General features: G+C 56.6%; 21 protein-coding genes. 8 read left to right on the forward strand and 13 right to left on the reverse strand.

All coding sequences use genetic code 11. The features are described from left to right. Positions 1-59: 59 nt before the first annotated feature. From flgJ to flgB, 9 genes are read right to left on the reverse strand one after another with little or no spacing between them, the layout of a single operon-like run. Positions 60-1013, reverse strand: coding sequence for a flagellar assembly peptidoglycan hydrolase FlgJ (gene flgJ / locus O1722_RS14470; protein ID WP_033487239.1), 954 nt, complete (start codon positions 1011-1013; stop codon positions 60-62). Continuing rightward, on the reverse strand, positions 1014-2111 hold the full coding sequence (locus tag O1722_RS14475) for a flagellar basal body P-ring protein FlgI (protein ID WP_015570830.1): 1098 nt from the start codon (positions 2109-2111) through the stop codon (positions 1014-1016). It lies immediately after the preceding gene. 12 nt (positions 2112-2123) lie between these two features. Further along, complete coding sequence (gene flgH / locus O1722_RS14480; RefSeq protein ID WP_003857987.1) at positions 2124-2822, reverse strand: flagellar basal body L-ring protein FlgH; 699 nt, start codon at positions 2820-2822, stop codon at positions 2124-2126. 57 nt (positions 2823-2879) lie between these two features. Further along, on the reverse strand, positions 2880-3662 hold the full coding sequence (gene flgG / locus O1722_RS14485) for a flagellar basal-body rod protein FlgG (protein ID WP_000625853.1): 783 nt from the start codon (positions 3660-3662) through the stop codon (positions 2880-2882). 11 nt (positions 3663-3673) lie between these two features. Continuing rightward, entirely contained in the window at positions 3674-4429 is a 756-nt protein-coding gene (locus O1722_RS14490) for a flagellar basal body rod protein FlgF (RefSeq protein WP_003857990.1), read from the reverse strand. A 20-nt stretch (positions 4430-4449) separates the two neighbouring features. Continuing rightward, a complete protein-coding gene (gene flgE / locus O1722_RS14495) occupies positions 4450-5700 on the reverse strand; it encodes a flagellar hook protein FlgE (protein WP_033487242.1) in 1251 nt (416 codons plus the stop codon). Positions 5701-5726: 26 nt separating this feature from the next. Beyond that, positions 5727-6437, reverse strand: coding sequence for a flagellar hook assembly protein FlgD (gene flgD / locus O1722_RS14500; RefSeq protein WP_003857994.1), 711 nt, complete (start codon positions 6435-6437; stop codon positions 5727-5729). An 11-nt stretch (positions 6438-6448) separates the two neighbouring features. Beyond that, positions 6449-6853 (reverse strand): flagellar basal body rod protein FlgC, encoded by a 405-nt coding sequence (gene flgC, locus O1722_RS14505; RefSeq protein WP_003857997.1) that lies wholly within the window; start codon positions 6851-6853, stop codon positions 6449-6451. A gap of 3 nt (positions 6854-6856) precedes the next feature. Continuing rightward, a complete protein-coding gene (flgB, locus tag O1722_RS14510) occupies positions 6857-7273 on the reverse strand; it encodes a flagellar basal body rod protein FlgB (RefSeq protein WP_003857999.1) in 417 nt (138 codons plus the stop codon). 157 nt (positions 7274-7430) lie between these two features. On the opposite strand from flgB, the gene flgA reads away from it, so the two are divergent. The 3 genes from flgA (at position 7431) to flgN (ending at position 8907) form a co-directional block, all read left to right on the forward strand. After that, complete coding sequence (flgA, locus tag O1722_RS14515; protein ID WP_023303425.1) at positions 7431-8090, forward strand: flagellar basal body P-ring formation chaperone FlgA; 660 nt, start codon at positions 7431-7433, stop codon at positions 8088-8090. Positions 8091-8183: 93 nt separating this feature from the next. Further along, on the forward strand, positions 8184-8477 hold the full coding sequence (flgM, locus tag O1722_RS14520) for a flagellar biosynthesis anti-sigma factor FlgM (RefSeq protein WP_033487243.1): 294 nt from the start codon (positions 8184-8186) through the stop codon (positions 8475-8477). Positions 8478-8481: 4 nt separating this feature from the next. Continuing rightward, positions 8482-8907 (forward strand): flagella biosynthesis chaperone FlgN, encoded by a 426-nt coding sequence (flgN, locus tag O1722_RS14525; protein ID WP_003858003.1) that lies wholly within the window; start codon positions 8482-8484, stop codon positions 8905-8907. Positions 8908-8966: 59 nt separating this feature from the next. Here flgN and murJ read toward each other — a convergent pair whose 3' ends face one another. The 4 genes from murJ to rimJ form a co-directional block, all read right to left on the reverse strand. Continuing rightward, positions 8967-10502 (reverse strand): murein biosynthesis integral membrane protein MurJ, encoded by a 1536-nt coding sequence (gene murJ / locus O1722_RS14530; protein WP_023303424.1) that lies wholly within the window; start codon positions 10500-10502, stop codon positions 8967-8969. A gap of 129 nt (positions 10503-10631) precedes the next feature. After that, entirely contained in the window at positions 10632-11555 is a 924-nt protein-coding gene (locus O1722_RS14535; protein WP_100151268.1) for a Gfo/Idh/MocA family protein, read from the reverse strand. A 2-nt stretch (positions 11556-11557) separates the two neighbouring features. Further along, the gene (locus O1722_RS14540; protein ID WP_032670133.1) at positions 11558-12208 is read right to left on the reverse strand and encodes a YceH family protein; all 651 of its coding nucleotides are present in this window, start codon (positions 12206-12208) and stop codon (positions 11558-11560) included. A gap of 9 nt (positions 12209-12217) precedes the next feature. Further along, entirely contained in the window at positions 12218-12802 is a 585-nt protein-coding gene (rimJ, locus tag O1722_RS14545; protein WP_003858007.1) for a ribosomal protein S5-alanine N-acetyltransferase, read from the reverse strand. 236 nt (positions 12803-13038) lie between these two features. On the opposite strand from rimJ, the gene mdtH reads away from it, so the two are divergent. The 5 genes from mdtH to bssS all read left to right on the forward strand — a co-directional run bounded on the left by mdtH (position 13039) and on the right by bssS (position 16931). Continuing rightward, a complete protein-coding gene (gene mdtH / locus O1722_RS14550; RefSeq protein WP_003858008.1) occupies positions 13039-14247 on the forward strand; it encodes a multidrug efflux MFS transporter MdtH in 1209 nt (402 codons plus the stop codon). A 98-nt stretch (positions 14248-14345) separates the two neighbouring features. Further along, complete coding sequence (locus O1722_RS14555; RefSeq protein WP_023305855.1) at positions 14346-14906, forward strand: lipoprotein; 561 nt, start codon at positions 14346-14348, stop codon at positions 14904-14906. Between the two features lie 128 nt (positions 14907-15034). After that, positions 15035-16081 (forward strand): dihydroorotase, encoded by a 1047-nt coding sequence (gene pyrC, locus O1722_RS14560; RefSeq protein ID WP_017384740.1) that lies wholly within the window; start codon positions 15035-15037, stop codon positions 16079-16081. Positions 16082-16156: 75 nt separating this feature from the next. Then, the gene (dinI, locus tag O1722_RS14565) at positions 16157-16402 is read left to right on the forward strand and encodes a DNA damage-inducible protein I (protein ID WP_003858011.1); all 246 of its coding nucleotides are present in this window, start codon (positions 16157-16159) and stop codon (positions 16400-16402) included. Between the two features lie 274 nt (positions 16403-16676). After that, positions 16677-16931 carry a biofilm formation regulator BssS gene (gene bssS / locus O1722_RS14570; protein ID WP_015570838.1) on the forward strand — a complete coding sequence of 85 codons (255 nt, stop codon included), beginning with the start codon at positions 16677-16679 and terminating at the stop codon, positions 16929-16931. Positions 16932-16984 lie beyond the last annotated feature (53 nt).

The raw sequence follows: 16984 nt of genomic DNA on the forward strand, positions 1-16984 counted from the left end.
CGTTCAGACACGAGTCCTGATGAAGGTTATCGGCAACCTCCACCGGGACTTGAGAACTTTCAGAACAGATTTTCGAGATCTGTGCTATACGCTTTGCTGACCTTCTCAGACATAGATTTCAGCTGCTGGATCATGCTGGTCAGCTTGCGCGCATAATTTGGATCGGTCGCGTAGCCAGCATTCTGCAATGCCTGAGCGCCCTGCTCTGGCGTGGCGGCCTGGGTCACGGCGGTGTAGCGCGGATTCCGGCTCAGCAGCCCGACATAATCCGACAACGCTTCCAGATAAGAGCTGTAGACGCGGAATTTGGCTTTCACCTTCACTGCCGCACCGTTCTCATATTCGGTGGTGGTGATCTCGGTGGTCGGCCCTTTCCAGCTGGAGGTGGCCTTCACGCCAAAGATGTTGAAGCTCGGCTCACCGTTCTCCCTGCGGATCTGACGTTGCCCCCAGCCCGACTCCAGCGCCGCCTGCGCCAGAATCAGATGGTGCGGCACGCCGCTCTCTTCACTGGCAAGACGCGCCGGCAGGGAGAGCTGCGCCAGGAAGTCTTTGCTGTCGCCGGAGAGCGGCTCGTCACGCGTTTCTGCCGGCTTCGGCATCGCCTTACGCACCATCTGCGTCAGCGCCTGATTTTGATAACTGGTCACCTTTTCCAGATCAAACTTCAGCGGCACCTGCTGCAGGGCCTCTTCAGGCGGGAGCCCCTGAGCGGCTGCGGTCTGCTTCACGATCATGTCCGCCAGGCCGAGCCCCTTTCCGGCGGTCATTTGCTGGGCAATCTGCTGATCGTACATGCTGGTGTAAAGCCGCGTGGAATCGCTGCTGAACATGCCATCTTTCGGCAGGGTTTCACGCATGCTTTTCAACATCATCTGTACGAACATGCCTTCCACCTGACGGGCCACCGGGCGGATATTCGCCGCCGGATCCTTGCCCGCTTTGGTTTTCAGCTCGTTGAGCGACTGGGCATCCCAGGCGGCACTGGTCAACAGTTTGCTATCGGTCAGCATTTAGATGATTTCCAGTCTGGCGCGCAGGCAGCCTGCACTTTGCATGGATTGCAGAATGGACATCAGATCCATTGGCGTTGCACCCAGCGCATTCAGAGCACGCACCACGCTGTTCAGGTTGGCGCTGGAGCGCACGCTCTGCAACGAACCGCCGCTCTGTCGCAAATCAATCTGCGTTTGCGGGGTCACTACCGTCTGACCGCCACCAAACGGGGTATCCGGCTGGCTGACGTTGGCCGAGCGGTTAACCGTGACGGAGAGATTGCCCTGCGCCACGGCGCAGCTGTCCAGCGTCACTTCGCGGTTCATCACCACCGAGCCGGTACGGGAGTTGATAATGACTTTCGCATCCTGCACCGGCACGTTCACTTCCATATTCTGGATATCGGCCAGCATCCGCACCTGGTTGCTGCTGCCGGTTGACGTGCGGATCTGCACGGTGCGGGCATCCAGCGCGGTGGCGCTGCCGTAGCCCCGGCTGCGGTTGATGGTGTCAGCGATCTGCTGCGCCATCGTGAAGTCTTCGTTATTCAATTGCAGGTTAATGGTGTTGCCGGTGCCGAACTGGGTCGGCAGCTCACGTTCGATGATCGCGCCGTTGGTAATACGTCCCCCGTTCAGCTGGTTCACCTGCACGCTGCTGCCGCCCGCCGACGCGCCTGCTCCGCCAACCAGAATGTTACCCTGCGCCAGAGCATACACCTGGCTGTCGACGCCTTTCAGCGGCGTCATCAGCAACGTACCGCCGCGCAGGCTTTTAGCGTTACCCATCGACGAGACAACCACGTCGATGGTCTGCCCCTGACGCGCAAAGGCCGGATAAGACGCGGTCACCATCACGGCCGCCACGTTTTTCAGCTGCATGTTGGTCCCGGCCGGTACGGTAATACCGAGCTGCGAGAGCATATTGTTCAGGCTCTGGGTGGTGAACGGCGTCTGGGTCGTCTGGTCACCCGTCCCATCCAGCCCCACCACCAGGCCGTAGCCAATCAGCGAGTTTTCGCGCACGCCCTGCACGCTGGTGAGATCGCGTATGCGATCGGCCTGCGCAACGGTAGCGACCAGCGACAGCGCCACGGCGAAGAGAAATTTATACATAGGTCACCTCGCTTACATCGGCGATAAGTTAAGGAAGAAGCGTTGCAGCCAGCCCATATTTTGCGCTTCGTTGATGTAGCCGTTGCCGACGTACTCAATGCGCGCATCCGCCACCTGGGTGGACGGTACGGTGTTGGTGCCGCTGATAGTGCGAGGGTTAACCACACCGGAGAAGCGAATGAATTCCGTACCCTGGTTAATGGCGATCTGTTTTTCGCCCACCACGTGCAGGTTGCCGTTCACCAGAACCTGGTCAACCGTAACCGTCAGCGTTCCGCTGAAGGTGTTGCTGGCGTTCGCACCACCTTTACCGTTAAAGGTGTTGCCGCCGGAGGCTTCCACATCCGCACGGGCGTTGCCGAACAGCCCTTGCAGATAGCGCGGCACGGTGTCGAAGCCAAAATTGGTTTTGCCGTCGCGGCTGGCGTTCGCCGACGAGCTCTTACTCGCACTGACGTTTTCCTGCAACACAATGGTCAGCGTATCGCCAACGTTACGCGGACGACGGTCTTCAAACAGCGGCTGATAACCGTAGTTAATCGGCTGCGCGGTCTGGAAAATAGAGCCGTTCACCACCGGCGCGGGGCCGGGAACGGGTTGGGCGGTAGTCGCACCCTGTACCAATGGTTTAGACGGGATCCAGGCACACCCGCTGAGGGTGACGGCCAGAACAGTCAGGATCGGATAACGAAACGCCGCGTTTTTTTGCATTGCCTTCATCTTCGAAAACAGGGAGCCGGTGCGACGTTTACCGCACCGGGCTACACCTTAGAGTTGCGTCAGTTTTTGCAGCATCTGGTCGGTCGTCGACACTGCTTTACTGTTAATTTCATAGGCGCGCTGGACCTGGATCATATTCACCAGCTCTTCCGCCACGTTAACGTTCGAGGTTTCCACATACCCCTGATACAGCAGCCCCGCCCCGTTCAGGCCCGGGGTACTTTCATTTGGCGTGCCGGAAGACTGCGTTTCGGTGTAGAGGTTCTCGCCGATGCTTTCCAGTCCGGTATCGTTCATGAAGGTGGTCAGGTTGAGCTGTCCAACCTGGACCGGCGCGGCCTGACCTTGCTGAGTGACGCTGACGATGCCGTCACGACCAATGGTGATACTCAGCGCGTTCGCCGGGATGGTGATCGCAGGCTGAACCTGGAAACCGCCCGCCGTCACCAGCTGGCCGTTCTGATCCACCTGGAACGAACCATCGCGGGTATAGGCGGAGGTCCCGTCAGGCAGCTGCACCTGGAAGAAACCCTGACCTTTAATGGCAACGTCTTTACTGTTGTTGGTCTGGGACAGGTTGCCCTGGCTGTGCAGACGCTCGGTGGCGACCGGGCGCACGCCGGTACCAATTTGCAGACCGGACGGCAGCGTGGTTTGCTCAGAAGACTGCGCCCCTGGCTGACGAATCGTTTGATAAAGCAAATCTTCGAAAACCGCACGCTGGCGCTTGAAACCATTGGTGCTGACGTTTGCCAGGTTGTTGGCAATCACATCCATATTGGTTTGCTGTGCGTCCAGACCGGTTTTCGCGATCCATAAAGAACTGATCATAGGGAGTCCTGTTAACTCATAGCCAGAAGTTGGTTAGCCTTGCCTGCGTTTTCATCGACGCTGCTGATGATTTTCATCTGCATTTCGAAGCGGCGGGCGCTGGCGATCATGTCGGTCATGGCTTCCACCGGTTTGACGTTACTGCCTTCCAGCACGCCGGACATCACGCGGATGGTCGGGTCGGCCTGTAACGTGGCGCCACGCGTGGCCTGCGCCGCCTGGGTCAGACGGAACATCCCGTCATCGCCACGCTGCACTTCGTTGCCTTCCGCTTTCACCAGCTTCAGACGACCGACAGGCGCAACGGTGTTCGCCGGGTCGCCCGGGTTTAACGCCGAGATCGTCCCGTCTGCCGCAATGGTCAGCTCGGACCCTTCCGGCACCGTCAACGGACCGGCTTCGCCCATCACCGGATGCCCCTGAATCGTCAGCTGCCCGGTGGCGCTTACCTGGATATTACCGTTGCGGGTATACCCTTCCCCGCCGTCCGCCGTTTGCACCGCCAGCCAGCCGTCCTGCTGAAGGGCAACGTCCAGCGGACGCGCGGTGTAATCCATCTGGCCTGGCGTCATGTCGGCGCCCGGCGTGGAGGCGGTGACCAGCGTACGCGTAGGCAATGACAGACCTTCTACCGGCACCGCACGCAGCGCGTTGAGCTGCGCACGAAAACCTGGCGTGGAGGCGTTTGCCAGGTTGCTGGCGGTAACAGCCTGCTGATTGAGCGTCTGGCTTGCTGCGCCCATCGCTGTATATATTGCGTGATCCATTGCGCTTTCCCGTCAGCTGCTTAACGCAGGTTAACCAGCGTGTTGAGGATCTGATCCTGGGTTTTGATGGTCTGCGCGTTGGACTGGTAGTTACGTTGCGCGACGATCATGTTCACCAGCTCTTTACTCAGATCGACGTTGGAGGCTTCCAGCGCGCCGTTAGTCAGCGTGCCGAAGTTACCGGAACCCGCGGTACCCAGCAGGGCAACACCGGAAGACTGCGTGGCAGACCAGACGTTATCCCCTTCGGATTTCAGGCCTTCGTTGTTGGCGAAGTTTGCCAGCACGATCTGGCCCAGCACCTGGGTCTGTTCGTTCGAATAGTTACCGACAACGGTACCGTCATCGTTGATCTGGTAGCTCACCAGATCGCCCGGCTTATAGCCGTTCTGGCTCGTCGCCACGATGTTGTTCGCACCGGTGTTTTGCTGCATGGAGCTCTGGAAACTCAGAGAGAACACGGCAGGATCCGCACCGCTAATGGTGCCTGTAGTGATATTGATAGCTGGGGTGGCATTTGGCGTAGCGCTTATTACGCCAGCAGCATTGTAGTTGTAAACTCCCGCCAGGTTACCGTTGCTGTCGAAGTTCATCTGTGCTGCTTTTCTTGCAGAAGCACCCGCTACGCTTCCATCCTGGGTATACACATCCCATTTGTTGTCAGCTGTTTTGACATAAAACAGGTTCATGTTGTGCGCATTACCCTGGCTGTCAAACACCGTCACGGTGCCTTTCTTGTTGTAAGAGTCAGGGGTGGACGGATCGAAGGCGACGGTTGGCGCGGTATCGGTGGAGTTCAGGTTGATCTGCTGAGAGGCCGTGGTGGTGGACTTCGCCGCCATCAGCGTCGTTGGGATGGAGATCGCCTGCGGATTCGCACCGGTTTGCACCGTAGGCGGCGTGCCGGCAACCGGATAACCGGTTAACTGAAGCCCCTGCATGTTCACCAGGTTACGGTTTTCATCCAGCTTGAACTGGCCGTTGCGGCTGTAGAACACGGAACCGTTGGCATCCACCATACGGAAGAAACCGTTCTGGCTGATGGCGACGTCCAGACCGCGACCGGTGTTGGTGGTCGTCCCGTCGGTGAAGTCCTGGGTGATACCCGCAACCTTCACGCCCAGACCCACTTTAGAGCCTGCAAACATATCTGCAAAAGACGCAGAACCGGATTTAAAACCATAGGTCGCGGAGTTGGCGATGTTGTTGCCAATGACGTCCAGGTTGGTGGCCGCAGCATTCAGGCCGCTGACCGCTTGAGAAAAGGCCATGACTTACTCCTGATAAGTATGAAGGCTTAGATAATCTGCCGAACTTCGTCGAGTGTGGTGGTACCGGAGGTACCCAAATCCAGTTTGTTGCCATCGCTACCCTTGATGACGCCCTGAACCAGGGCAAACTGTAGCGGCTGAGCCACCAGCTGAGTGGTGCCGTTGCTGGCGCTAATCGCAACCTGATACGAGCCGTTAGGCGCTTTAGTGCCGTCGGTCAGGCTGCCATCCCAGGTAAAGGTATGAACGCCCGCTTTAAGCTCGCCAATCTCAATCGTGCGCACCACGTTGCCGCTGGCGTCTTTGATTGTGGCGGTGACTTTGTCGGCCGGCTGCTGCAACTCAACGCCAAACGGCGTCGTGGTGGTGGTGGACGTGCCATCGGTAGTGCTGGTGCCCGCCAGAATCGTGGTCCCCGGGATCATCACCCCGTGACCGATCAGGTTGGCGGCCTGCAAGGACTGGCTGTTATCGATTTGACCGGAGACCGAGCCGAGCGTGGTGTTCAGTTTCTCAATGCCGCTGACGGTACTGATCTGCGCAAGCTGCGTGGTCAGTTCGTTGTTCTGCATCGGATTGGTCGGGTCCTGATTTTTCAGTTGTGCCACCAGCAGGGTCAGAAAGCTGCTCTGTAAATCGGAGGCATTGCTCCCGGTGAGAGAGCTGGAACCGGTCGCACTGCTGGTGCTGTTGACGCCGGTATTTGTCGGGTCATTCACGTTTACGGCGATGGACATGCGTGTCTCCTTTACTGGCCGAGAGTGAGTGTTTTGAGCATCATGCTCTTCACGGTATTAAGCACTTCGACGTTTGCCTGGTAGCTACGCGACGCGGACATGGAGTTCACCATCTCCCCGACCACATCCACGTTCGGCATTTTCACGTAGCCGCTGGCATCCGCGAGCGGGTTGCCAGGCTCGTAAACCAGCTTGTCGGGTGCCTGGCTCTCAACCACGTCCGCCACTTTTACGCCGCCCGTTGCCGCACCCGGTGCAGCATCAACCTGGAAGACAACCTGTTTAGCGCGATACGGTTGCCCGTCAGGGCCGGTCACGCTGTCGGCGTTGGCCAGGTTACTGGCGGCCACGTTCAGTCGTTTGGACTGCGCCGTTAATGCCGAACCGGCGATATCAAAAATATTCAGCAAGGCCATTTACTAATTGCCCCCCTGTAGGACGGTCATCATGCCTTTAATTTGCCCGCCGAGTAGCGTCAGACCTGTCTGGTATTGCAGGCTGTTATCGGCAAACTGTGTGCGCTCCCGGTCCATGTCGACGGTGTTACCATCAAGTGAGGGCTGATCGGGAATACGGTAAAGCAGGTCGGTCGTTGGCGCGGTCATCGCCTGAGCGGGAATATGACGTGAGGATGTCAGGGCCAGTGAGACACCCGTTCCTTCGGCACGTCCACGCTCCATCACTTTTTTGAGTTCACTGGAAAAATCAATATCGCGCGCCTGATACCCGGGGGTATCCGCGTTGGCGATATTGGCGGCTAAAATCTCCTGCCGCTGGGCGCGTAAATTGAGCGCTTCCTGCTGAAAACGTAACGCGGCGTCGAGTTTATCGAGCATGTCTCCTCCGCTGATGAGAAAATTTCAGTTCACAGCTTAAATCTCACCCCGTCTCCCCTATCGACGGAATAAGCGCAAAATGCGTCGCTATTTGTTGCGTTGATGGAAAACCACTGCGGGTAGAATTTGCTAAATTCTGGACATGGTGGAACGTGCGATGCGGACTTTTAAACGTGGCCTGGCGGCGACCCTACTGCTTTTAAGCCCTCTGGTGCAGGCTGAGGGGTTAGAGGACCAGCTCAATGCATTCTTTGCGCAGAAACTGGCCGGTTTCAGCGATGACGTACGCGTGACCGTGCGCTCCCCGCCTAACCTTTACCCTTCCTGCGAAGCCCCGTCATTTAGCGTGACCGGCAGCACCCGCTTATGGGGCAACGTGAACGTGCTGGCGCGTTGCGCCAATGAAAAACGCTACTTACAGGTTGCGGTTCAGGCGACGGGCAATTATGTTGTCGCCGCCGTTCCCATTCCCCGGGGCAGCCTGCTGCAACCTGACAGCGTAACGCTGAAGCGAGGCCGTCTGGATCAGCTTCCACCGCGGACGATGCTGGATATCAACCAGGCTCAGGAGGCGGTCAGCCTGCGCGATGTCGCTCCTGGACAGGCGATACAGCTATCCATGCTGCGCCAGGCGTGGCGGGTGAAAGCGGGACAACAGGTGATGGTGGTCGCCAATGGCGAAGGCTTTAGTATCAACAGTGAAGGAAAAGCGCTGAATAATGCCGCAGTGGCGCAAAATGCCCGGGTCAGAATGTCCTCAGGCCAGGTGGTCAGCGGCACGGTCGGTCCTGATGGGAATATTCTGATTAACCTGTAATCTTTTTAAAGATTTCGCGGCGACTGCCGATAAATATTCAACAAATGATGATGTCAGGCGCAAACGCCGCGAACCCTCGATGAGGACAACACTATGAGCATTGATCGTACATCAGCCCTGAAGCCGGTTAGCACTGTACAACCTCGCGAAACGAATGAGGCTGCCCCGCATAAAACGCGTCTGGAAAAAACGTCGACGGCTAACAGCACCAGCGTCACGCTGAGCGATGCGCAGTCGAAGCTGATGCAGCCAGGCAGCAGCGATATCAACATGGAACGTGTTGAAGCGCTGAAAACGGCTATCCGTAACGGCGAACTGAAAATGGATACCAGCAAAATCGCTGATGCGCTGATTCAGGACGCACAGAGTTTCCTCCAGAGTAACTAACCGTATGAGTCGACTGTCAGAAATACTGGATCAGATGACGGTGGTCCTGAACGACCTGAAAACGGTGATGGATGCAGAACAGCACCACCTCTCTTCTGGTCAAATCAACGGCAGCGCGTTGCAACGCATAACTGAAGATAAAAGCTCGCTGCTGGCGACCCTGGATTATCTGGAAAAACAGCGACGCGCTGAGCAAGACGCGAAACGCAGCGCCAATGATGAGATCAACGAACGCTGGCAGACCATTACAGAAAAAACCCAGCATCTTCGCGATCTCAACCAGCATAACGGCTGGCTGCTGGAAGGACAGATTATCCGTAATCAGCAGGCGCTTGAAGTGTTAAAGCCCTATAAAGAGCCGGGGCTGTACGGTGCGGATGGTCAGACGGCCACGGCACGTATCACGGGTGGGAAAAAGATTTCGATTTGACGCAGTAGCGGCACGTCATGAAGCGGGGAGCACCTTCCGGTGAACTCCCCTTTTGGCGTTTATACCGTGCGGCGGGTGAACTCTTTCACTTTGAAGCCAAGCACCGCCAGCGTGGCAAAGTACGCCACCACACCGACCACCACCACGGCCATCAGACGCATCAGGCGGTAAGGCATGGTGCCCTGCGCCCACTCAGGCATGACATACAACATGCCAACCAGCGCGGCCGCCATCACCACTACCGCAATCGCCAGACGCAGCAGGAAGCTTGCCCAGCCCGGCTGCGGTGTGAAGATATCCTGCTTGCGCAGCTGCCAGTACAGCAGCCCGGCGTTCAGACAGGCCGCCAGACCAATCGACAATGACAGCCCCGCGTGTTTCAGCGGTCCAATAAACGCCAGGTTCATCAGCTGCGTCATGATCAGCGTCACAATGGCAATCTTAACCGGCGTTTTGATGTCCTGACGTGAATAGAAACCGGGCGCAAGCACCTTCACGACAATCAGCCCCATCAGCCCCACCGAGTAGGCTACGAGCGCACGCTGGGTCATGGCGGCATCAAAGGCGGTGAACTTTCCATACTGGAACAATGAAACCGTCAGCGGTTTTGCCAGGATCCCCAGCGCCACCGCGCTTGGCAGCGCCAGCAGAAAACAGAGACGCAGGCCCCAGTCCATCAGGCGGCAGTATTCATCGTGGTTGCCGCTGGCGAAACTTTTCGACAGCGACGGCAGCAGAATAGTCCCCAGCGCCACGCCCAGCACCCCGGATGGAAACTCCATCAGACGATCGGCGTAGTACATCCAGGACACCGAGCCCGACACCAGGAAAGAGGCGAAGATGGTATTGATGATCAGCGAGATCTGGCTAACGGACACGCCGAGTATCGCCGGTCCCATCTGTTTGATAACGCGCATTGCGCCCGCATCTTTGAAATTAATGCGCGGCAGAACCAGCATGCCGATTTTTTTCAGGTGCGGAAGCTGGTAAGCAAGCTGTAACACGCCGCCGACGGTCACGGCCCAGGCCAGCGCCAGCACCGGTGGGTTAAAATGCGGCGCGGCGAACAGCGCAAAGCCAATCATGCTGACGTTGAGGAACGTGGGGGCAAAGGCCGGAACGGAGAAGCGGTTCCAGGTATTCAGGATGGCACCCACCAGCGACGCCAGCGAAATCAGCAGAATATAGGGGAAGGTTATACGCAGCAGTTGGGTGGTCAGGGTAAATTTATCCGCTGTGTCAGCAAAACCCGGCGCCGTCACCATGATCACCCAGGGCGCTGCCAGCATCCCCAGGACGGTCACGATCGCCAGCGCCAGCGTCAGTAATCCGGAAACGTAGGCCACAAAGACGCGGGTGGCATCTTCGCCCTGTTTGCTTTTATATTCTGCGAGGATCGGAACAAATGCCTGTGAAAAGGCCCCTTCGGCAAAAATACGGCGCAGCAGGTTCGGCAGCTTAAAGGCGACGAAAAAGGCGTCAGTCGCCATCCCGGCGCCAAAGACCCTTGCCACAATGGCGTCGCGCGCAAAGCCAAGCACGCGGGAAAACATGGTCATCGAGCTGACGGCCGCCAGCGATTTTAATAAGTTCATTAACGTGAAGTTCCACAACCCTACGGATTTCCAGGACGGGCAAGCGTTAGCGCCACCCGGCAAAGCCAACAAGCGGCGCTTAGTCTAACCGGATTTCAACGAATTACTATCGGCAGATGTTACAACGCGTTATTCCGACATGGCTTCGCGCCAGAGTCGTTCCACAATGCGCTGCGCCAGAATAGCCTGCTCCCCGGACGTTTCAGGAACCGTCTGATTCTGCACGCAGGTGATGAAGTGACGCGCGCAGCCCACAAAGCCACGCTGCTCCAGGGTGCTTTGCCAGCCGGGAACCGGTAACGCGACCACGCCATTGCCCTTCTCTTCCCGCCACTCTCGCATATCGGTGACGTCATACAGCGCGCCATCCGTAACGGCCTGCACGGACTCGCGCTGGCTGCCCGCCCGACGATGCATGCTGGTCGTCAACTGCAAATGCTCAACGGCAAAATGATGTTCGGCGTAAACCATCTCACCCTGCTCGTTGGTCAGCAGCGTGCCGCTTTGCAGCTGGGCTTTTCCGTTACTCAGCCACAGGGCCGTATCCACGACGTGGAGATAATCATCCAGCAGCGTGAAGCGCAGGTCGTTAGGCCCCACGCTGTCGGTACGGTGCTTATCCATACGCAGAGAGGCGAACGAGCCGGACTGCGCTTTAAGCTGCTGATAGAGCGGCGCAAAACGGCGGTTGAAGCCGACCATCAGCGTCAGCTTTTTACGCGCGGCCAGCTCAATCAGTCGCTCAGCATCCTGTACATTTTCCGCCAGGGGTTTATCCACGCAGACGTGAACGCCTGCGTTCAGCAACTCGCTCACCATCTGGTAGTGCGTCGCGGTTGAGGTATGCACAAATACCGCATCACATTCACGGGCTAAATCCTGTAGCGAACCGGCATAAGGGATGCGCCAGGTTTTGCAGATGCGCTCTGCTTTCTCGCGGGTGGGCGACCACGCCCCTTGCAGCGTCCAGTCGGACGCGGCGCCTAAAACGGGCAGCCAGGCTTTTTGCGCGATCCCTCCCAGCCCCACAACACCAATGCGTAATGTTGTCACGATTAATCTCCCAGATGTGCGAGTAACGCATCCAGACGCTGCTTCAGCCCGGCAACCTCGTCTTCCAGGGCCGCCACGCGCGCGTTCAGGCTGTCGTTTGATGCTGGCGTGTCGGATTCTACGGCCAGCGCAGAGGGCTCAACGTCGCCGCTAAACAGGTGCATGTAGCGGCTTTCACGCTTGCCCGGCTCGCGGGGCAGACGCACCACGTAAGGACCGTCCTCGCGTGAGGCCAGCCCCTCCAGCGTCTGTTCAACGTCCTGCATATCCTGAAACTCATGCATGCGGGAGGCGCGTGTGCGCAGTTCACCCGGCGTCTGCGCTCCGCGCAGCAGCAGCGTGGTGATCACTGCCACTTCTGCGGCGCTGAGTTTTAAATCGCCAAATTCGGAATTACAAAAGCGCTGTTCATATTTAGTGACGCGATTACCGAAGCCGCTGACGGTGCGCAGGTAGTGGCGCTTCACCAGCTCGTCAAGGGTATCCTGCACCTCGTGCTCGCCAAGGTTCATCACCGGCTCACGGTTCGTCTTCTGGTTGCAGGCCATCGTGACGGCATTCACGGACAGAGGATACTGTTCCGGCGTGGTGACCTGCTTTTCCAGAAGGCAGCCGACCACGCGCGCTTCGGCGCCATTTAACTGATATTTCATTTTTTCTCCTTAACGACCCGCGGTCCACTCCTGCGTGGTGAGCGCGGTGAGCACATGGTCCCGCCACTCGCCGTCAATCAGCAGATAATCTTTGGCATAGCCCTCTTTCTCAAACCCCAGGCGGGCCAGCAGATCGCCGCTGCGCTTATTGTGCGGCATGTAGTTGGCCATAATGCGATGGATATGTTGCGTGCGCTGCATGTAGCGAATCGCCGCCGTCAGCGCCTCAAACATGAGCCCCTGCCCCTGCCATTTCTGACCGATGGAATACCCGAGGTAACAGGCGTGAAACGACCCGCGTACCACGTTTGAAAAATTGGCAATGCCAACGATCTCTTTCTCTTCCGGATCGAGAAGCGCGAAATAAAACGCACTTCCCTGTTTATGAAATTCCGCAATCATACTGAGGCGCGCCTGCCAGCCAGAGGGGTAGCAGTGGCTCTCGTCCCGAACGGGTTCCCAGGGTTTTAAAAACTGGCGATTCTCGGCGTAATAATCCGCCAGACGCCAGGCATCACGCTCATGCACCAGACGAACGACCAGCCTGTCCGTCGTCAGACGCACTTTTGGCACATTACTGCGATAGCCAAACATCGTTACCACTCCTTCCCGTCGCTTCTGCTCTGCCTGTTAGCTTTACTATACCTGCGCCTGTGCCTTCTGTGAAAACAGTGACATACCATTTTGATCGCTTTTCACATTTTTCGATGAGAACTCTCTATCAAAGCACCTTTTTGATAAAAAAATATTGTCGCCAGCGGGTATGGGAAAAAGCCCGGCGACACCGCAGAATGTTAGCGTGCTCACCTTTTATTTTCCCTGGAGGGAAAATGTCCCGCGTATCACAGGCCAGGAGCCTGGGTAAATATTTCCTGCTCGTCGATAACATGCTGGTCGTGCTCGGCTTTTTTGTCGTTTTTCCGCTTATATCGATTCGTTTTGTCGATCAAATGGGCTGGGCGGCATTGATGGTCGGGATCGCGCTGGGTCTACGCCAGTTTGTACAACAGGGTCTGGGCGTGTTTGGCGGCGCAATAGCCGACCGCTTCGGCGCGAAACCGATGATCGTCACCGGCATGCTGTTACGTGCGGCGGGATTCGCCACCATGGCAATCGCTCATGAACCCTGGCTGCTGTGGTTCTCCTGTTTCCTTTCCGGGATTGGCGGCACCCTTTTCGACCCACCGCGTACCGCGCTGGTGGTTAAGCTTATCCGTCCGCAACACCGGGGGCGCTTCTTCTCCATTTTGATGATGCAGGACAGCGCTGGCGCGGTGGTGGGCGCCCTGCTGGGAAGCTGGCTGCTGCAATACGATTTCCGCCTGGTCTGCGCCACCGGCGCGGTGTTGTTTATTCTCTGCGCGCTGTTTAACGGTCTGTTTCTGCCCGCGTGGAAGCTGTCGACGGTGAAGGCGCCTGTGCGGGAAGGGCTTGACCGCGTGCTGAGCGATAAACGCTTCGTCACCTATGTGTTAACCCTGACCGGCTACTACATGCTCGCCGTGCAGGTCATGCTGATGCTGCCCATTATGGTTAACGATATTGCCGGCACGCCGGCAGCGGTGAAATGGATGTATGCCATTGAGGCCTGCCTCTCTCTGACGCTGCTCTATCCGATTGCCCGCTGGAGCGAGCGCCGTTTCCGGCTTGAGCACCGTCTGATGGCCGGGCTGTTGCTGATGACGCTGAGCATGATGCCCATCGGCCTGGTGAGTTCGCTTCAGCAACTGTTTATGCTCATCTGCACCTTCTATATTGGTTCAATCATTGCCGAGCCAGCCCGTGAAACGCTGAGCGCGTCACTTGCCGACGCCCGGGCCCGCGGCAGCTACATGGGCTTCAGCCGTCTCGGGCTGGCGCTTGGCGGCGCACTGGGTTACACCGGTGGCGGCTGGCTGTTTGATGCCGGAAAAGCGCTCCATCAGCCGGAGCTGCCGTGGGTCATGCTCGGCATGGTCGGCTTTATGACGCTGATTGCCCTCTGGTGGCAGTTCAGTGATAAACGCAGCACCCGCGGGATGCTGGAGCCTGGCGCCTGACCCCTTTCATTATCAGTTTTTTCTGCTGGTTTCTGTTGGATCACCCTGACATACTGGCGTATCAGGACAGATGCGCCGATTTTATGTTGAGGAACGCCATGAAAAAGATCGTTATTGCCGCTGCGTTAATTGTCAGTGGTCTGCTGGTGGGATGTAACCAGCTTACGCAGTACACCGTCAGTGAGCAGGAAATTAATCAGGCGCTGGAAAAACATAATAACTTTTCAAAAGATATCGGCGTGCCCGGCCTTGCGGATGCGCATATCGTCCTGACAAATCTCGCCAGCCAGATTGGGCGCGAGGAGCCTAACAAAGTCACCCTTTCCGGCGATGCCAGCCTCGATATGACCTCGCTCTTCGGCAATCAGAAAGCGGATATCAAGCTGAAGCTCAAGGCGCTGCCGGTCTTTAATAAAGAGAAAGGGGCAATATTCCTGCAAGAGATGGAAATCGTCGATGCGGTTGTGACGCCGGATAAAATGAAACCGGTGCTGCAAACGCTGATGCCGTATCTCAACCAGTCGTTGCAGAACTACTTTAACCAACAGCCTGCCTATGTTCTGAGCGAAGACAAGAGCAAAGGCGAATCTCTGGCGAAAAAATATGCCAAAGGGATAGAGGTGAAACCGGGTGAAATCATCATCCCTTTCACCGACTAAACACTCCGGGCGCTCAGGCGCCCGTTTTTTTTAACGGAATAGTGTGCAAACGAAAACGTTTCCGCTTATGATTTGTGTCCGGCAAAAACAGCCCTCTTATGACTGATCTCTTTCAAGCCGGAGCTTCCATGACTGTACAATCCCAGGTTCTCAAAATCCGCCGCCCAGACGACTGGCATATCCATCTTCGTGATGGCGACATGCTGAAAACCGTCGTGCCGTATACCAGCGAAATTTATGGCCGTGCGATTGTTATGCCTAACCTGGTTCCGCCAGTCACTACCGTCGAGGCCGCGATTGCCTATCGCCAGCGTATCCTTGACGCCGTTCCGGCCGGACACGATTTTACCCCATTGATGACCTGCTACCTGACGGACTCGCTGGATCCGAATGAAGTTGAGCGCGGGTTTAACGAAGGTGTGTTCACCGCCGCGAAGCTCTACCCGGCGAATGCCACCACCAACTCCAGCCATGGGGTGACCAGCATTGACGCCATCATGCCCGTTCTGGAGCGTATGCAAAAACTGGGCATGCCGCTGCTGGTGCACGGGGAAGTGACCCACGCTGACATTGATATTTTCGATCGCGAAGCACGTTTTATCGAAACGGTCATGGAGCCGCTGCGCCAGCGTCTTCCAGGGCTGAAAGTGGTGTTTGAACACATTACGACTAAAGATGCCGCAGAGTACGTCCGCGACGGTAACGAGCTGATCGCTGCCACCATCACCCCTCAGCACCTGATGTTTAACCGTAACCACATGCTGGTGGGCGGCGTTCGCCCACATCTGTATTGTCTGCCGATCCTCAAGCGCAACATCCACCAGCAGGCGCTACGTGAGCTGGTCGCCAGCGGCTTCCCGCGCGCGTTCCTCGGCACGGATTCCGCCCCGCATGCCCGTCACCGTAAAGAGGCGAGCTGCGGCTGTGCAGGCTGTTTTAACGCCCCGACCGCCCTGGCAAGTTACGCAACCGTGTTTGAAGAGATGAATGCGTTAGACCATTTCGAAGCCTTCTGCTCCCTTAACGGCCCGCGTTTCTACGGTCTGCCGGTTAATGACACGTTCATTGAGCTGGAGCGCAAAGAAAGCCAGGTTGAAGCGTCGATTGCGCTCACCGACGATACGCTGATCCCCTTCCTGGCCGGTGAAACCGTAAACTGGACGGTAAAACGCTAAAAAAATCGCGCCCCCCTGTTGTCAAACCGACAATATAACTGTATAAATAAACAGTATATTGCACAGGGGGCATTTATGCGTATCGAAGTCACCATAGCCAAATCCACCGTCCTGCCTGCTGGCGCACTCGACGCTCTGGCGGGTGAACTATCCCGACGTATTAACAGCACTTTTCCTGAAAACGATGGCGCCGTAACGGTACGTTATGCGACAGCAAACCATCTTTCCGTCATCGGCGGCGCGAAAGAAGACAAAGAACGCATCAGCGAAATTTTGCAGGAAACATGGGAAAGCGCCGACGACTGGTTCATCACTGATTAAAATTTGCTCCCTCATTGTGTTTTTTTGCCGGGTCGCCCCGGCTTTTTTTCGTTTCGTCTCCTGAAAGTTCAAAATATTTCAGCATCTTCTTAGAAAATCGTGAACAAGATGGCGTTTTATTGTTCGAACAATCCTAAAAAGCATAAAAATGTGTTGCTACCCGTTTATTTTTTCCTTCTGAACCCTTATTAATTGATATACTGAAATTGCTTTCAGAAAAACATGCATTGAACCTCAAAGTCGTTGTCTTCTAACACGCATTAAGGGGGTTATAATGGAAAAGAATAGTGAAGTCATCCAGACCCATCCGCTTGTTGGCTGGGATATCAGCACCGTAGACAGCTACGATGCGCTGATGCTGCGTTTGCACTACCAGACCCCAAATCAGCAAAACCGTGATGAAGCGGAAGTTGGACAGACGCTGTGGCTTACAACAGACGTCGCCCGTCAGTTTATCTCTATTTTAGAAGCAGGCATCGCAAAAATAGAATCTGGCGACTATCAGGAAAATGAGTATAAACGGCATTGACCTTATACCCCTTTTCACTCAACAGGCACCCTCGCGGTGCCTTATTTATTTCG

This window comes from Enterobacter cloacae complex sp. HYC003_NIDB, from assembly GCF_056673375.1.

What these genes read in the sequence shown, in the direction of transcription:
- flgH (WP_003857987.1), bottom strand. Translation starts at nt 2,822, where the DNA reads ATGCAAAAAAACGCGGCGTTTCGTTATCCGATCCTGACTGTTCTGGCC.
- flgM (WP_033487243.1), top strand. Translation starts at nt 8,184, where the DNA reads ATGAGCATTGATCGTACATCAGCCCTGAAGCCGGTTAGCACTGTACAA.
- dinI (WP_003858011.1), top strand. Translation starts at nt 16,157, where the DNA reads ATGCGTATCGAAGTCACCATAGCCAAATCCACCGTCCTGCCTGCTGGC.
- O1722_RS14475 (WP_015570830.1), bottom strand. Translation starts at nt 2,111, where the DNA reads ATGTATAAATTTCTCTTCGCCGTGGCGCTGTCGCTGGTCGCTACCGTT.
- flgJ (WP_033487239.1), bottom strand. Translation starts at nt 1,013, where the DNA reads ATGCTGACCGATAGCAAACTGTTGACCAGTGCCGCCTGGGATGCCCAG.
- mdtH (WP_003858008.1), top strand. Translation starts at nt 13,039, where the DNA reads ATGTCCCGCGTATCACAGGCCAGGAGCCTGGGTAAATATTTCCTGCTC.
- flgN (WP_003858003.1), top strand. Translation starts at nt 8,482, where the DNA reads ATGAGTCGACTGTCAGAAATACTGGATCAGATGACGGTGGTCCTGAAC.
- flgE (WP_033487242.1), bottom strand. Translation starts at nt 5,700, where the DNA reads ATGGCCTTTTCTCAAGCGGTCAGCGGCCTGAATGCTGCGGCCACCAAC.
- flgD (WP_003857994.1), bottom strand. Translation starts at nt 6,437, where the DNA reads ATGTCCATCGCCGTAAACGTGAATGACCCGACAAATACCGGCGTCAAC.
- O1722_RS14540 (WP_032670133.1), bottom strand. Translation starts at nt 12,208, where the DNA reads ATGAAATATCAGTTAAATGGCGCCGAAGCGCGCGTGGTCGGCTGCCTT.
- flgG (WP_000625853.1), bottom strand. Translation starts at nt 3,662, where the DNA reads ATGATCAGTTCTTTATGGATCGCGAAAACCGGTCTGGACGCACAGCAA.
- bssS (WP_015570838.1), top strand. Translation starts at nt 16,677, where the DNA reads ATGGAAAAGAATAGTGAAGTCATCCAGACCCATCCGCTTGTTGGCTGG.
- pyrC (WP_017384740.1), top strand. Translation starts at nt 15,035, where the DNA reads ATGACTGTACAATCCCAGGTTCTCAAAATCCGCCGCCCAGACGACTGG.
- rimJ (WP_003858007.1), bottom strand. Translation starts at nt 12,802, where the DNA reads ATGTTTGGCTATCGCAGTAATGTGCCAAAAGTGCGTCTGACGACGGAC.
- flgA (WP_023303425.1), top strand. Translation starts at nt 7,431, where the DNA reads ATGCGGACTTTTAAACGTGGCCTGGCGGCGACCCTACTGCTTTTAAGC.
- murJ (WP_023303424.1), bottom strand. Translation starts at nt 10,502, where the DNA reads ATGAACTTATTAAAATCGCTGGCGGCCGTCAGCTCGATGACCATGTTT.
- O1722_RS14555 (WP_023305855.1), top strand. Translation starts at nt 14,346, where the DNA reads ATGAAAAAGATCGTTATTGCCGCTGCGTTAATTGTCAGTGGTCTGCTG.
- O1722_RS14490 (WP_003857990.1), bottom strand. Translation starts at nt 4,429, where the DNA reads ATGGATCACGCAATATATACAGCGATGGGCGCAGCAAGCCAGACGCTC.
- flgC (WP_003857997.1), bottom strand. Translation starts at nt 6,853, where the DNA reads ATGGCCTTGCTGAATATTTTTGATATCGCCGGTTCGGCATTAACGGCG.
- flgB (WP_003857999.1), bottom strand. Translation starts at nt 7,273, where the DNA reads ATGCTCGATAAACTCGACGCCGCGTTACGTTTTCAGCAGGAAGCGCTC.